Raw genomic sequence first — 14,273 nt, forward strand, 5'->3', positions numbered from 1 at the left:
CGCCCCGCACGCAGCCCCGCCCTCGTCCCTCAGCCGCGCTGGCGCGCCGATACCAGCCACACGGCGGGTTGGTTCTATCCGCGCCAGAAACGTCCTGATTTACTTGAGTCTCCCGCTACCCGCGTAGCCTGGCGCCCCGGCGCGCCGCCGCGCGGGTTCGCGCTCCATGACTCCGAGGAATCTCATGACCGCCGACTCACGCCCCGATCAATTCGTCCTGACGCTGTCGTGCCCGAGCGCGGCCGGCCAGGTCGCCGCCGTCGTCGGCTTTCTCGAGCGCCATCGCTGCTATGTCGATGCGCTGAACGTGTTCGACGACGATCTCAGCAACCGCTTCTTCGTGCGCTGCGTGTTTCATCCGACGGATGAGACGCTGCAGATCGACGCATTGCGCCAGGAGTTCGGGCCGATCGCGACCGCGCTCGGCGGCGGCGGTGAAAGCGACACGCAATGGGCGATCCACGACGTGAACGCGCGCCCGAAAGTGCTGATCATGGTGTCGAAGCTCGAGCACTGCCTCGCCGACCTGCTGTTCCGCTGGCGGATGGGCGAGCTGAAGATGGACATCGTCGGCATCGTGTCGAACCATCCGGATTTCGAGGCGCTCGCCGTGCAGCACGGGCTGCCGTTCCGCCACTTCCCGATCACGGCCGACACCAAGGCGCAGCAGGAAGCGCAGTGGCTCGACTTCTTCGAATCGAGCGGTGCCGAACTCGTGATCCTCGCGCGCTACATGCAGGTGCTGTCGCAGGAAACCAGCGCGAAGCTCGCGAACCGCGCGATCAACATCCATCACTCGTTCCTGCCCGGCTTCAAGGGCGCGAAGCCGTATCACCAGGCACACGCACGCGGCGTGAAGCTGATCGGCGCGACCGCGCACTTCGTGACCGACGATCTCGACGAAGGTCCGATCATCGAGCAGGTGGTCGAACGCGTCGATCACGCACTGCGCCCCGAACAACTGCTCGCGGTGGGCCGCGACGTCGAGTGCATCACGCTTGCACGCGCGGTGAAGGCGTTCATCGAGCGCCGCGTGTTCCTGAACGGCGACCGGACCGTGGTGTTTCCGTAAGCGCATCCGTTCGGCGAGCGGCCAACAAAAAACCCGACCGGCAGCAGCCGGTCGGGTTTTTTATCGCCTGGCATTCGACGCTTCGCGCGACGGCCCCGGGTGCGGTGTCCGGGTTCGTCGCGCGAAGTGCGTGCCGCGGTCAGGTGCTTACTTCACCCACGCGAAGTAGTACGACAGCCAGATCGTCAGCGCCGCGCCGATCAGCGCCGCATACGGCATCAGGTTCAGCCACATCGCGCGCTTCGGCACCTCGAGTTCCATGTCGCGCTGCATCTGCGCGGGGAAACGACCGCGATCCTGCCAGTAGTGGCGATAGAGAAACACCGGCACGATCAGCAGCATCGCGATCAGCCCGTTGCGCAGCGTGCCTTCGCCCTGCAGGTTCGCACCCGCGCCGACATAGACGAGGTTCGCGTAGCCGCAGATCGAACCGGCGACGAGCAGCCAGGTCGGGCAGCGGAACGGCCGATCCCAGTTGCCGCGATCCATCCGGTGGATCCAGCCCGATTGAAGGTTCAGGAATACGAACAGCATATAGCAGACGTTCGAGATCGACAGCACCGTCATGTAGTCCGACATCATCAGCAACACGAGATTGAAGCCGAGATCGGTCCACATCGCGCGCGTGGGCGAGCCGTGCTCGTTCACGTGCGACAGGTACTTCGGCAGCCAGCCGTCGACCGATGCCTGGTACAGCGTGCGCGACGAGCCCATCATCGACGTCATCACGATCAGCAGGATCGACAGCATCAGCATCACGACGACCGCATTCGCGACCCATGCGCCGCCGCCGACGATCTTCGCCATCGCGGCTGCGACGCCGGTGCCGTCGCCGATCGACGGATCGAGCATCGCCTGCGTGCCGAGCGCGCCCTGGAACGCCATCGGCACGAGCGTCATCACGACGAGACACAGCGCGCCCGACCAGAAGATCGCCTTCGCGGTGTCGCGACGCGGATCGCGGAATTCACGCGTGTAGCAAACCGCCGTCTCGAAGCCGTACGACGCCCAGCCAGCCATGAACATCGCGCCGAGCGCCATCGTGACGCCCTGCCCGTTCCACGAGCCGAAGGTCGCGGTCGTGAGGTTGCCTTGAGCATCATGGCCGAGCGGCAGCAGCGGGAGCAGGTTCGACATCGGCACGTCGCCGGTGACGAACGGCACGATGCCGACGATCAGGAGCGGCGTGAGCGACGCGATGCCGAGAATGCGCTGCGTGCGTGCCGCCTTCAACGCGCCGCTGTGCTGAAGCTTGAACGTGATGAGAAGCAGAATCGTCGCGATGATGAACGTCGCGTTGATTCGCAGGGAAAGCCCCGGCTTGATGAAGCCGAGATCCGCAACCTTGAGTTGCCAGTGCAGCACCGCCGCATCGGCGGGAAAGAGACTCGTCAGTGCATAGCTCGCCGCGAGGCCGCAGCCGAGTGCAAGCATCGGCGACCACGCGAGCCAGTTGCACCACACGGAAACCGGGGCAATCAGCTTGCTGTATCGGACCCAGCCGATCGCGCCGTATACCGACGCGCCGCCCGATTTATGAGGAAATAGCCCCGATATTTCCGCATAAGTCGCGCTTTGAATCAGCCCCATCGTGATCGCGGCGATCCAGATCGCCCACGCGGGCTGGCCGATCGTCGCGCATACGCCGCCGATCGTGAACAGTACGCCTGCCGGCACACCGCTCGTCACCCAGAATGCGTCTTTCCAAGTCAGGCCACGGTGCAGCGTGTGGCCCGTCGAATCATGTGAGATGTCTGCCTCAACATCACTGGTGCGATTAGCACGCAGTCCTGCCTGACTCATCCAATTCCTCCTCTCGATCAGAGTGAGCGCTTCAGCGCTTACTCTCGTCCGATACAAAGCAGATGACTCCGCACGAGGGCGCTAGTGTAACAACTTGCGCGCATTTTTGCAGAATCGGAAAAAGAAAACCGGGATATGGCCGCATGAATTCACGATTATTTCGGATTCCTGCGAGTCATTCCCGGCGTGTTGTTTTATGATTGCGCGCGATGAATCGCCGCGGTGTTACTGCGTGCCTTCAGTCCACGAATTCACGCGGTCCGCATGCGCCGCAATCCATGCATCGGCGGCCGCTTCCGGCTTCGAGCCGTTCTGGATCGCGAGCATCACGCTGTCGATCTCGCCCGGCTTCCACTGGAACTTCTTCAGGAACGCGACGACCGGCTTGGCCTTCGTTTCGAGCTGCGGGTTCACGACGCTGTCGACGTGCTCCGCGCCGCCGAACACCTTCTTCGGATCCTCGAGGAAGCGCAGTTTCCACTTCGCGAACATCCAGTGCGGCGCCCAGCCGGTCACGATCACCGGCTTGTTCGCGCCGACGGAGCGCGACAGCTCGGCCGTCATCGCGCTGCCCGAGCTCGGCATCAGCGTGTAGTTCAGGCCGTAGCTCTTGATCGCTTCGTCGGTCTTGCGCATCACGCCCGCGCCTGCATCGATGCCGACGATCCGGCCACCGAAGCTGCTCTTCTCGGCATTCAGGTCGTCAATGCTCTTCGCCTTCACGTAGTCGGGGACGATCAGGCCGATCTTCGCGTCGGGGAAGTTCGCGCCCAGATCGACGACCTTCGCCTTGTATTCACCCCAATAGGAACCGTGCGTGACGGGCAGCCACGCGGACAGCGTCGCGTCGAGATCGCCGCGCGCCACGCCCTGCCACATGATCCCGGCAGCGACCGGTACGAGCTGGACCTGGTAGCCGAGCTTCTTCTCGATCACGCGAGCGGCGACGTTCGACGTCGCGACGCTGTCATCCCAGCCTTCGACGTAGCCGATCTTCAGCGTGGGCTTCGTATCGGCGAGCGCCGACGCGCTCAGTGCCACCATCGCCGACAGTGCGCCGGTCCACAACAGTTTTCCGAACAACTTCATGGTCGATCTCCTTGAAATGCGCACCGTGCGCGTTGTCTCTCTAGGTTCTTCAACCACAATTCCGCGGTATCGTTGTTTTCCGACGGATGCTTGTCCGGACGCGACGCGACGCGGCCGGACAAGCGATGGCTTGTTTTGACTACTTGTCGATCACCAGATCCGACAGCGGCTTGCTGCAGCACAGCAGCACCATCCCCTGATCGATCTCGCGCTGGCGGATGCCGCCGTTGTGCTTCATCTCGACCTGCCCCGACACGAGCTTCACCTTGCAGGTGCCGCACATGCCCTGCGTGCACGACGCCGGCAGCCGCACGCCCGACTGGCGCGCCGCGTCGAGCACGTGCTGCTCCGAGCCGCACGAAATCTCGCGGTTGCTCTTCGCGAAGCTGACCGTGTACTGCTTCGTCGCGGCGTCCGCGCCGTCGGCGGCCGGGACGAGTTCGGCGAGCACGTCGTCGCTCGCGGTCTGCGCGAGCGTTTCGAACGAGAAGCTTTCCTCGTGATACTGCTTGCGATCGAAGCCGGCTTCGTCGAGCAGGTCGCGCACGGCCTTCATGTACGGCGCGGGGCCGCACGTGAAGATCTCGCGCTCCATGAAGTCCGGTGCGATCAGCTTCAGCAGCGGCAGCGTCAGGAAGCCCGTGACGCCCGGCCAGTTGGTGCGTGCACCGACGCGCTCGACGACGAACGACGTGCGGAAGTTCGTATGGTTCGATGCGATCAGATCGAGTTCGCGCGCGAAGATGATGTCGTCCGGCGTGCGTGCGCTGTGCACGAACAGGATGTCGCGATCCTCCGCGAGATCATGATGTGCGCGGCTCATCGACATCAGCGGCGTGACGCCCGAGCCGGCCGACAGGAACAGATACTTGCGCGCCGGATGCCGCGCGCACGTGAACTCGCCGGCCGGGCCGAGCACGCGCACCGCCGCGCCCGGCTGCAGGTTGTCGTGCAGCCAGTTCGACACCTTGCCGCCCGGCACGCGCTTGACCGTGATCGAGATCGTGTGCGGCCGCGCCGGCGACGACGAGATCGTGTAGCACCGGTTGATCGTCTCGCCTTCGATGTCGAGCTCGAGCGTGATGAACTGCCCGGGCTCGAACGAGAACGCACGGCCTTGCGGCGAACGGAAGAAGAAGCTCTTCACGTCGTGGGTTTCCTGCCGCACGTGGCAGCACACCAGCGTTTCCTCGACGTCGCTCGTCCAGCGCTCGGGGAGCGCGTTCCAGAAGGCCGGGTGCGTAACCCGGCTGTCCGCCGGCTCGAAATTGGCCGCATCTCGCATCATGTGTGACTCCGCTTGCTGTTCCGCTGACTACTACGCGCCGGTTTTTTCGGCGAGCCGGCCGATGTACCAGGCCGAGAATTTTTCGACGAGACCTTCCGTGTACGGCGAATACGGGCCCGGCTCGTACGCGCTGCTGGTCGCGCCGCGCTGCGAGAACTCGACGAGCGCGCGATCCTGGTCGTTGGTCGCGTTCCACACGGCCGTCAGGTTCTTCACGTCGTAGTCGATGCCTTCCTTCGCATCCTTGTGCACGAGCCACTTGGTGCGCACGAGCGTCTTGCCGGCCGACAGCGGAATCACCGAGAACGTCACGATGTGATCGCTCATGAAGTGGTGCCACGAGTTCGGTTGCGTCCAGAACGACAGGCCGCCGAGGTCGGCCTGGTCGAACTTGCCGAGCAGCTTCTTCGATGCGACCTTCGCGTCGAGCGTCTGCGATTCGCCGTGGCGGTCGAGCGGCAGGCGCTGCGTACGGAAGCCCGTCACGTCGAGCAGCTTTTCGATTTCGGCGGACGGCAGGCCCATTTCGGCCCACTCCTTGCCACGGCGCACGCAGGTTTCCGCGAATGCGTCCATGCCTTCGGCGTTCGCTTCGGAACGCTGATAGCCGAAGCCGTATTCGTACAGCGAGATCGTCAGCTCGGGATGGTTCGCGACGCAGTGATAGCACTCGCGGTTGTTCTCCATCGTGAGCTTCCAGTTGCCTTCCTCGATGATGTCGATCTGTGCGGCGATCTTCGTGCTCGGCAGATCGTGCGGCAGCAGATACGGCTCCATCTGGGCGCGCAGTTGCGCGAAATCGACCGGCGGCTCCTCGGCGAGGCAGATGAAGATCAGGCCCGCGAGGTTCTGCACGTGCACCGACTTCAGGCTGTGCTTGCAGCGGTCGAACTTCTCGCCCATGTGCTCGGCGAACATCAGCTGACCCGTCAGGTTGTAGGTCCAGCTGTGGTACGGGCACACGATGTTGCCGACCGAGCCCTTGTCCTCGTTGCACAGACGCGCGCCGCGGTGACGGCACACGTTGTGGAACGCGCGGATTTCCATGTCGTCGTCGCGCACGATCAGGATCGAGTCGCTGCCCAGTTCCACGGTCACGTAGTCGCCCGGCTCGGGAATGTCCGGTTCGACCGCGACCTGGATCCAGTGCTGGCGGAAAATCGCCTCCATGTCGAGGGCGAAGATTTCCTCGCTCGTATAGAACGGCGCCTCGAGGCTGTAACCTTCCTTGCGTCGTTCGATCAGTGCGCGAATGTCTGCCGATACTTTCATCGTTTGCTCCGGATTCCTTGCGTCCCAGTGTGGTTGCCGACAGGCATCAAAATCAGTAGTCGATGAGCTGATGCTCGCGCAAATACGCGAGGATCACTTGTGCTTTTTCGACTGAACTCCCTTCATTTACGACGTTGCCGCCGCGGCTTTCGGTCGTCGTCGCCGACAGCATCCGGGCATGCCCGGAGCGCTTCTCGGCGGCGACCAGCTTTACGGGTTTACGCTCGATCGGGCCGACCTTCCACGCGGCGGCATCGGCATCCGCGCCGGTCGACGTCAGCGCCGGGCGGATCGCGCCGGCCCGCAGCCGCGCATACGCGTAGCGCGGCGCCACGTTGGCGAGCGGATGGACCGCGACGACGGCGGGCAGCGCCGCGTCTACGCGCCGCCGCAACCCTTTCGGCAAGAATTGCCGGACCGCCGCGCGGCCGCCGTCGACCGTCACGTCGACGGCCGAGCCGACAAGCGGATAGCCGAGCGTCGCGGCGACGCGATACGGCAGCATCCCGGTGTCATACGCGCCCTCGGCGCGGGTGCCGGTCAGCACGAGGTCGTAGCCTTCGACGCGCGCGGCGAGCGCATGCGCGGCATCGTCGCCGTCGTGGCAGGCCAGCACCTCGACCTGCCGCGCACCGAGCGCGAGGTATTCAGCAAGCGCTTCATTCGCGGGGTCTCCCGCATGGAGCACGTCGAGCTGCGCGCGATGCCGCTCCGCGAGCTGACGGCCGATCTCGAGCGCGGCCGCGTCGTTGCGGCTGTAGCGCGCGGTGCCGCTGACCGGGTGCCGGCCCACGGAGACGAGCACCGCGATGCGTTGCAACTGGCGGGGGGCGTTCATGCTGCGACTCCTTCGGATTCACGGGCGCCGACCGCGGTCGGCGATTGTCCGCGCGACGCGCGTGCGGCCTGCACCTGTTCGATCAGCGCGGCGATCGTCGCCTGCGCGTCGCCCACCACCGTCAGGTTGGCGCGCTTCGCGATCGGCGCGCTGCCGTCGAGGTTGACCGCGATCACGTGACGGCAGTCCTTGATCCCCTGCAAGTGCTGCACCGCGCCCGAGATGCCGAACGCGATGTACACGCTGGCCTCGACCGTCTTGCCGGTCGCGCCCACCTGCTTGTCGCGCGTGAAGTGACCGTTGTCGACCGCGACGCGGCTCGCGCCGATCGCCGCGCCGAACGCGCCGGCGAGCCGCTCGAACGCGCCGATGTCGGACACGCCGTTGCCGGCCGACACGATGAAGTCGGCTTCCTCCAGCGCGACTTGCGCCGCGTCGATTTCCTCTAGGCCGAGATCGCGGTACGGTTGCTCTGCGTCGCGGGCCGGGCGGATGAAGTCGGCGGCCAGGCGCTCGCCGGCGCCGACGAACGGCAGTTTCGCTTCGACCGCGTTCTGCGCGAGCAGGATCACATCGGGCAAGCCGCGCGTCGCGAACGCGCGGCCGGCCTGCGCATACGCGCCGACATGCTTCGCGTCGATCTCGACCACGTGGGTCGCGACGCTCGCGCCGGCGGCCGCCGCGTAACGCCGGCCGAGATCGCCGTCGCCGGTCGCGTTGTCGGGCACGAACACGTGCTTCGGCGCGAGCGCCGCAGCACAGGCCTGCAACGCTTGCAATTCGCTTTCGGGCGCAAAGGCGCGACGGTCGAAGTCGGCCAGCTCGATCAGCTTGTCGACGCCGAGCGCCGCTGCGTCATCCTTCAGTTCACCGAACGCCAGCAGCGCGACTTCCGTCTGCGCGTCGGCGAGCACCGCGGCGGCGGCGATCGCCTGCCGTGCATGGTCGTCGAGCGCGCCGCGCTCGGTGTGCGCCACCACCAGCATCACGTGCTTCGGGTCCTGCACCGCGCGGCGCGGCTTCGCGGCGGCGGCGCCATGACCGTGCGCGGACCACTGCGCGGCGTTCGCATCGGCGCTGCCTTCCTCGCCCAGCGTGATGCGCTTCAGGCCCGCGGCCGTGATGATGAACGGCCGGCGCGGATCGATTCGTTTGATCGTGTTCATCGATTCACTCCAGCGAGGCGGCAACGAGTTCGGCCACGTCGAGCACGTCGGGGCGCGGGCCCACGACGCCTTCGAGCATCGCCGTGCAGTTCGGGCATCCGACCGCGACCACGTCCGCGCCGATGGCGCGCGCGTCGGCGATGCGGATGTCGGGAATACGCTGCTTGCCCGGGATGTCGGTCAGCGGCGCACCGCCGCCACCGCCGCAGCAGCGGCCGCGCATGCCGTTGCGCTCCATCTCGACGACCTGGATGCCGATCGTCTTCAGCAGCTTGCGCGGCGATTCCGTCTCGCCGTTGTAGCGGCCGAGGTAGCACGGGTCGTGATACGTGGTGCGCTTCTCGCGCAGCGCGTCGACGGCCTTCGGCGCGATCTTGCCGCTGTCGGCCAGCTCGGCGAGGTACGTCGTGTGATGCTTGACCGTCACGCGCAGCCCGAGCGCGCGGTATTCGTTGCGCAGGCTGTGCATCACGTGCGGGTCGGCCGTCACGATCTGCTTGTACGACAGCGAGCCGAGCGTGCCGATCAGGCGCTTCGCCATCTGCTGGAACGTCGCTTCGTCACCGAGGCGGCGTGCGACGTCGCCGGTGTCGGTCTCGGTCCCGCCGAGCACCGCGTAGTCGACGCCCGCCTTGTTCAGCACCTTCACGAATGCGCGCAGCGTGCGCTGGTAACGCATGTCGAACGCGCCTTCACCCGCGACGAACAGCACGTCGACCGGCTTGCCCGGTTGCGCGACGGGTGCGTTCAGGTCGACCGACCAGTCGTAACGTGCAGCCGTGTCGTAGCCGCCCATCGTGCCGGTCTCGCGCAGGTTCGCGAGCACTTCCTGACCCTTGCCCGGCACCGTGCCGTGCACCAGCGTGCGGTTGCGGCGCATGTCGACGATCGCGTCGACGTGCTCGATCAGCATCGGGCACTCCTGCACGCAGGCACGGCAGGTCGTGCACGACCAGAGCGTCTGCTCCTCGATCAGGCCGGACACGATCGGGCCGTTCGGCTCGCCGCGGTGCTGGCCGACCGCGAGGCCCGGCGTCGGGCTGCCGGCGTACGCGGCATCGGTGCCGCCCGCCATGCCGACGACGAGATCCTGGATCAGTTTCTTCGGGTTCAGTGGCTGGCCCGACGCGAACGCGGGGCACGCGGCTTCGCACTTGCCGCACTGCACGCACGCATCGAAGCTCAGCAGCTGGTTCCAGCGGAATTCGACCGGCTTCGCGACGCCATACTCCTCGTGCTCGATGTCCGGCAGCTTCAGCGCGGTCGGCGGCGTGGCCGTGCCGTTGCCCGTGAACGAATCGCGGGTGGCGGCGAAACGCTCCTGGCGCGGGTGGAACGCAAGGTGCAGCAGGCCGGCGATCGCATGCTTCATCGGGCCGCCCTTCGCGGCGCCGACGGTCATCGTGAATGCACCGGCGCCGATCAGCAGCGCGCAAAGCACCGCGAACGCACCCGACATCGCGCCGGTCGGCACGACCATGAACAGCACGAGGCCGAGCGCGAACGAGCCGAGCAGCCAGGGCAGCGCGTTCCACGGGCCGCGCGACAGGCGCGCCGGCACGTCCTTGGCCGCGCGGCGGCGCCAGACGAACACCACGCCGACGAGCATCGCGAGCGCCGCGAGGAAGATCAGCTTGTCGAGCCACGGCGAGTAGATCGCGAGGCCGTAGTTGACGAACACCAGCGCGAGCGCGGCGATCGCGCCGCCGGCGGTCGCGACGTGGGTCTTCGCGATGTACGGATCGCGGGCAACCACGTGGTGCAGGTCGACGAAGTAACGCTTCGGAATCGCGAACAGGTTCGCGACGCCGAACGAGCCGGGCGCCGTCGCGCGCCCGAGACGCCAGTAGGACGAGCGCTTCGCGACCGCGAACGCGAGCCCCGCCACCGACAGCCACAGCAGTGCGGTAATGAGGAATGCCGGATTCATCTTTAGAAATCCTTGACGAGACGCAGCGAGTCGTAGATCGCACCGTGGACGTTGTGCATCGAGATGCAGTCGCCGACACGGAACAGCAGGAAGCGGCCGTTGCCCAGTTCTTCCGACAGGCACGGCTGCGGCTCGGCCGCGAACAGCGTGTGCGGATCGATCTGGCCGCGGTTCACGGACTCCGGCTTGAGCTTCCAGTACAGTTCGTCATTCGGCGACGAACCGTTCTCGATCACCACCTGGTCGACCGCGCGCTCTTCCAGTTCCTCGGTGTATTCGTTGCGCAGCACGGCGATCATCTTGCCGTCTTCCTCGTACACGCGATCGAGCATGGTGTTCGGCGTCGGGATCACGCCGAGCGCATACAGGCGACGATAGAAGATCGGGAACGTCGTGCCGCCGCAATCGTCGGCCACCTTCACGTCGGGCGTCACGACCTCGACCTTCGAGCCGCGGCTCGCCATGAAGTCGGCCACGCCGGCGCCCGCATGGGTGCTCACGCCGTCGAACAGCAGCACGTTCTGCTTCGGCTCGACCTTGCCGGTCAGGATGTCCCACGAGCTGACGGCCAGCCCTTCGGCCACGCCCCAGGCCGGCACCTGCCACGTGAAACTCGAACCGCCGGTCGCGAGCACGACGATGTCCGGCTTCTCGGCCATGATCATCTTCTCGTCGGCGGCGACGCCCAGGCGGCGATCAACGCCCAGGCGCTTCGTTTCCATGTCGAACCAGCGGATGATCCCCGACATCTGTTCGCGCTGCGGCGCCTTCGCGGCGATCATCACCTGGCCGCCCACTTCGGCGTTCTTCTCGAACAGCACCACGTCGTGGCCGCGCAGCTTCGCGACGCGTGCGGCCTCGAGCCCTGCCGGGCCCGCGCCGACCACCACCACCTTGCGCTTCGGGCCGCGCGATTTCTCGATGATGTGCGGCATCGTCGCTTCGCGCGACGTCGCGGCGTTCTGGATGCAGAGCACGTCGAGGCCGTTGTACTGGCGGTCGATGCAGTAGTTCGCGCCGACGCACTGCTTGATTTCGTCTTCCCGGCCGTCGCGGATCTTGATCACCATGTGCGGATCGGCGATCTGCGCACGCGTCATGCCGACCAGGTCGATCATGCCGTTCGCGAGCAGGCGTTCGGCCTGGCCCGCATCACGAATGCTCTGCGCGTGCATCACGGGAATCTTCACCACCGATTTGATGCCGGCCGCGAGGTGCACGAACGGCTCCGGCGGCAGCGCCATCGGCGGCATGCAGTTGGCGATCGTATTGTGCGTGTCGCCGCCCGAGCCGACCACGCTCAGGTAGTCGATCAGGCCCGTCTCCGACATCGCCTGCGCAATTTCCTTCAGCGCCTCGTGATCGAGACCGTCCTCGTGGAATTCGTCGCCGCACATCCGCAGGCCGACGCAGAAGTCCTTGCCAACCGCTTCGCGCACGGCCGTCAGCACCTCGATGCCGAAGCGCAGACGGTTCTCGAGGCTGCCGCCCCATTCGTCGGTGCGATGGTTCGAACGCTTGCTCCAGAACTGGTCGATCAGATGCTGGTGGGCGGCGGAGATTTCGATGCCGTCCATGCCGGCTGCCTTCACGCGCTTCGCGGCCGCCGCGAAGTCGCCGATGATGCGGCGGATTTCCTCGATCTCGATGATCTTCGCGTTACCGCGGTGCACCGGCTCGCGCACGCCCGACGGCGACATCAGATGCGGCCAGTGCTCGCCATGGAACGACGAGCGGCGGCCCATGTGCGTCGCCTGGATCATGATCTTCGCGCCGTGCTTGTGCATCGTGTCGGCCAGGCGCGTGAGCGGGTCGATGATCTTGTCGTTCGACAGGTTCACCGACTTCCACCAGCCTTGCGGGCTGTCGATCGACACGGGGCTCGAGCCGCCGCAGATCGCGAGGCCGACGCCACCCTTCGCCTTCTCTTCGTAATAGCGGATGTAGCGGTCGCCCGGCAGGCCGCCCGGCTCGGCATACACCTCCGCGTGCGCGGTGCTGACGATCCGGTTGCGCAGCGTCAGCTGGTTCAGCTGCATGGGTTTGAACAGGTGGGGATAACGCATCGCAGGCGACCTCTGGCGTTCGAATGTCTCGTGTTGCGGGTGTTGTTGTGTTGCTGTGTCGTGATGTCAGCGCATCAGTGCGCGATCGGCGACACTTCGAAGACGCAGTGGTCGTGGTGCTCTGCCGCACACTGCACTTCCTTCGATTGCGCGCGCGGCGCGCCCTTGCCTTCCGGCGTCGTGTCGTTGACCCAGTCCATCGCGCCGGCGAACCAGCCCGCGAACATGTAGCAGAGCTTGCCTTCCTTGCCCGGCTGCTGGAGCACGAACGACGAGTGGCGCAGCTCGATCTTCGCGCGCGCGCTGGCCGGATCGGCCTCGATGATCGAGAACAGGCCCCAGCCGCGTTGCGACAGGCGCTTCAGGTAGTGCTCGAACACGGCCATGCCGGTCAGCCCGTGCAGCTTCGCTTCCTTGTCGCACCAGTGGTATGCGGACTTGTAGCCGGCCTTGTAGAGGATCTCGGCATACGCCTCGACGCCGAGCGCTTCCTCGACGGCGACGTGGTTGTTCGTGAAGAAATGGCGCGGCACGTACAGCATCGGCAGCGCGTCGGTGGTCCAGACGCCGGTATCGGGATCGACGTTGATCGGCAGTTGCGGTTGCATCGTGGTGACTCCGTGAGGAAAAAAAGCCGCGCGGCTCGGGTCCAGGCGCGACATCGTCCGCGTGCCAGCGCGACAGGCGCCGGCACGTCCCGATTGTTCTTGTGTTGAATCGCGGGCGGCGGTTCGGTTCGGCGGGCGCTTACGCGCCCCACACGTCCTTGAACACGCGCACCCAGTTCTCGCCCATGATCTTGCGGATGCGCGACTCCTTCCAGCCGTGGCGTTCCATCGCCGCAGTCAGGTTCGGGAATTCGCCGATCGTGCGGATGCCGTCCGGGTTGATCACCTTGCCGAAGTTCGTCAGCTGGCGATAGCGGCCCTTGTCATGCGTCAGCATGTCGAAGAATTCCTTCGCGAAATCCTGCGTGAAGTCCGTGCCGATGCCGACTGCGTCTTCGCCGATCAGGTTCACGACGTAGTCGATCGCCTCGATGTAGTCGTCGATGTTCGCCTCGATACCGCGCTTCAGGAACGGTGCGAACATCGTCACGCCGACGAAGCCGCCGGCGTCGGCGATTTCCTTCAGCTGCGCGTCGCTCTTGTTGCGCGGATGTTCCTTCAGGCCCGACGGCAGGCAGTGCGAGTAGCACACCGGCTTCTTCGAGAACGCGATCGCTTCCGACGACGTGTTGCCGCCCACATGCGACAGGTCGACCATGATGCCGACGCGATTCATCTCGGTGATCACTTCGCGGCCGAAGTCCGACAGGCCGCCGTCACGCTCGTAGCAGCCCGTGCCGACCAGGTTCTGCGTGTTGTAGCAAAGCTGCACGACGCGCACGCCCATGTCGGCGAACGCCTCGATGTAGCCGAGGTTGTCCTCGAACGCATGTGCGTTCTGGAAGCCGAGGATGATGCCGGTCTTGCCTTCCTTCTTCGCGCGGAAGATGTCGTCGGTCGTGCGCACGAGCGTCAGCAGCTCGCCGTTCTCGCGGATCTTCTGCTTCATCACGCCGATGTTGTCGACGGTCTTGGTGAAGTTCTCCCACACCGACACCGTGCAGTTCGCGGCCGTGATGCCGCCCTTTCGCATGTCCTCGAACACCGGCTTCTCGAACTTCGAGATGTTCAGTCCGTCGATGATGATGCTGTCCTGATGCAGCGTGCTCATATCTGTCTCTCGCTCCAGTGTTGTCGGTGT

At 65.6% G+C, this 14,273-nt stretch carries 11 protein-coding genes; 1 reads left to right on the forward strand and 10 read right to left on the reverse strand.

The features are described 5' to 3' along the window. Positions 1-184 precede the first annotated feature (184 nt). Positions 185-1,072: a formyltetrahydrofolate deformylase gene (purU, locus tag WS87_RS26395; protein WP_059819539.1), complete on the forward strand. Its 888-nt coding sequence runs from the start codon at positions 185-187 to the stop codon at positions 1,070-1,072. A gap of 147 nt (positions 1,073-1,219) precedes the next feature. On the opposite strand, the gene WS87_RS26400 is transcribed toward purU, so the two are convergent. The 10 genes from WS87_RS26400 to WS87_RS26445 form a co-directional block, all read right to left on the reverse strand. Further along, positions 1,220-2,875 (reverse strand): APC family permease, encoded by a 1,656-nt coding sequence (locus tag WS87_RS26400; RefSeq protein WP_059819540.1) that lies wholly within the window; start codon positions 2,873-2,875, stop codon positions 1,220-1,222. Positions 2,876-3,100: 225 nt separating this feature from the next. Further along, a complete protein-coding gene (locus tag WS87_RS26405; protein WP_059819541.1) occupies positions 3,101-3,964 on the reverse strand; it encodes a glycine betaine ABC transporter substrate-binding protein in 864 nt (287 codons plus the stop codon). A 139-nt stretch (positions 3,965-4,103) separates the two neighbouring features. Then, complete coding sequence (locus tag WS87_RS26410; RefSeq protein WP_059702351.1) at positions 4,104-5,252, reverse strand: hybrid-cluster NAD(P)-dependent oxidoreductase; 1,149 nt, start codon at positions 5,250-5,252, stop codon at positions 4,104-4,106. A gap of 30 nt (positions 5,253-5,282) precedes the next feature. After that, complete coding sequence (locus WS87_RS26415; protein ID WP_059534190.1) at positions 5,283-6,524, reverse strand: aromatic ring-hydroxylating oxygenase subunit alpha; 1,242 nt, start codon at positions 6,522-6,524, stop codon at positions 5,283-5,285. 52 nt (positions 6,525-6,576) lie between these two features. Further along, positions 6,577-7,362 (reverse strand): electron transfer flavoprotein subunit beta/FixA family protein, encoded by a 786-nt coding sequence (locus WS87_RS26420; RefSeq protein ID WP_059819542.1) that lies wholly within the window; start codon positions 7,360-7,362, stop codon positions 6,577-6,579. Next, positions 7,359-8,528 carry an electron transfer flavoprotein subunit alpha/FixB family protein gene (locus WS87_RS26425; protein WP_059819543.1) on the reverse strand — a complete coding sequence of 390 codons (1,170 nt, stop codon included), beginning with the start codon at positions 8,526-8,528 and terminating at the stop codon, positions 7,359-7,361. Before WS87_RS26425 ends, WS87_RS26420 begins: the two co-directional genes overlap by 4 nt. Before the next feature lie 4 nt (positions 8,529-8,532). Next, entirely contained in the window at positions 8,533-10,458 is a 1,926-nt protein-coding gene (locus WS87_RS26430; protein WP_059534184.1) for a (Fe-S)-binding protein, read from the reverse strand. A 2-nt stretch (positions 10,459-10,460) separates the two neighbouring features. After that, positions 10,461-12,524, reverse strand: a complete 2,064-nt coding sequence (locus tag WS87_RS26435; RefSeq protein WP_059819544.1) for an NADH:flavin oxidoreductase — start codon at positions 12,522-12,524, stop codon at positions 10,461-10,463. Positions 12,525-12,598: 74 nt separating this feature from the next. Beyond that, on the reverse strand, positions 12,599-13,132 hold the full coding sequence (locus WS87_RS26440) for a DUF5943 domain-containing protein (protein ID WP_006488993.1): 534 nt from the start codon (positions 13,130-13,132) through the stop codon (positions 12,599-12,601). A gap of 139 nt (positions 13,133-13,271) precedes the next feature. Further along, positions 13,272-14,243 (reverse strand): dipeptidase, encoded by a 972-nt coding sequence (locus tag WS87_RS26445; protein WP_044844362.1) that lies wholly within the window; start codon positions 14,241-14,243, stop codon positions 13,272-13,274. Positions 14,244-14,273: the final 30 nt, after the last annotated feature.

Origin of the sequence: Burkholderia sp. MSMB0856, assembly GCF_001524645.2 — a bacterium.
GTDB classification, from domain to species: domain Bacteria; phylum Pseudomonadota; class Gammaproteobacteria; order Burkholderiales; family Burkholderiaceae; genus Burkholderia; species Burkholderia diffusa.

What these genes read in the sequence shown, in the direction of transcription:
- WS87_RS26410 (WP_059702351.1), bottom strand. Translation starts at nt 5,252, where the DNA reads ATGATGCGAGATGCGGCCAATTTCGAGCCGGCGGACAGCCGGGTTACG.
- WS87_RS26440 (WP_006488993.1), bottom strand. Translation starts at nt 13,132, where the DNA reads ATGCAACCGCAACTGCCGATCAACGTCGATCCCGATACCGGCGTCTGG.
- WS87_RS26445 (WP_044844362.1), bottom strand. Translation starts at nt 14,243, where the DNA reads ATGAGCACGCTGCATCAGGACAGCATCATCATCGACGGACTGAACATC.
- purU (WP_059819539.1), top strand. Translation starts at nt 185, where the DNA reads ATGACCGCCGACTCACGCCCCGATCAATTCGTCCTGACGCTGTCGTGC.
- WS87_RS26425 (WP_059819543.1), bottom strand. Translation starts at nt 8,528, where the DNA reads ATGAACACGATCAAACGAATCGATCCGCGCCGGCCGTTCATCATCACG.
- WS87_RS26420 (WP_059819542.1), bottom strand. Translation starts at nt 7,362, where the DNA reads ATGAACGCCCCCCGCCAGTTGCAACGCATCGCGGTGCTCGTCTCCGTG.
- WS87_RS26415 (WP_059534190.1), bottom strand. Translation starts at nt 6,524, where the DNA reads ATGAAAGTATCGGCAGACATTCGCGCACTGATCGAACGACGCAAGGAA.
- WS87_RS26400 (WP_059819540.1), bottom strand. Translation starts at nt 2,875, where the DNA reads ATGAGTCAGGCAGGACTGCGTGCTAATCGCACCAGTGATGTTGAGGCA.
- WS87_RS26430 (WP_059534184.1), bottom strand. Translation starts at nt 10,458, where the DNA reads ATGAATCCGGCATTCCTCATTACCGCACTGCTGTGGCTGTCGGTGGCG.
- WS87_RS26405 (WP_059819541.1), bottom strand. Translation starts at nt 3,964, where the DNA reads ATGAAGTTGTTCGGAAAACTGTTGTGGACCGGCGCACTGTCGGCGATG.
- WS87_RS26435 (WP_059819544.1), bottom strand. Translation starts at nt 12,524, where the DNA reads ATGCGTTATCCCCACCTGTTCAAACCCATGCAGCTGAACCAGCTGACG.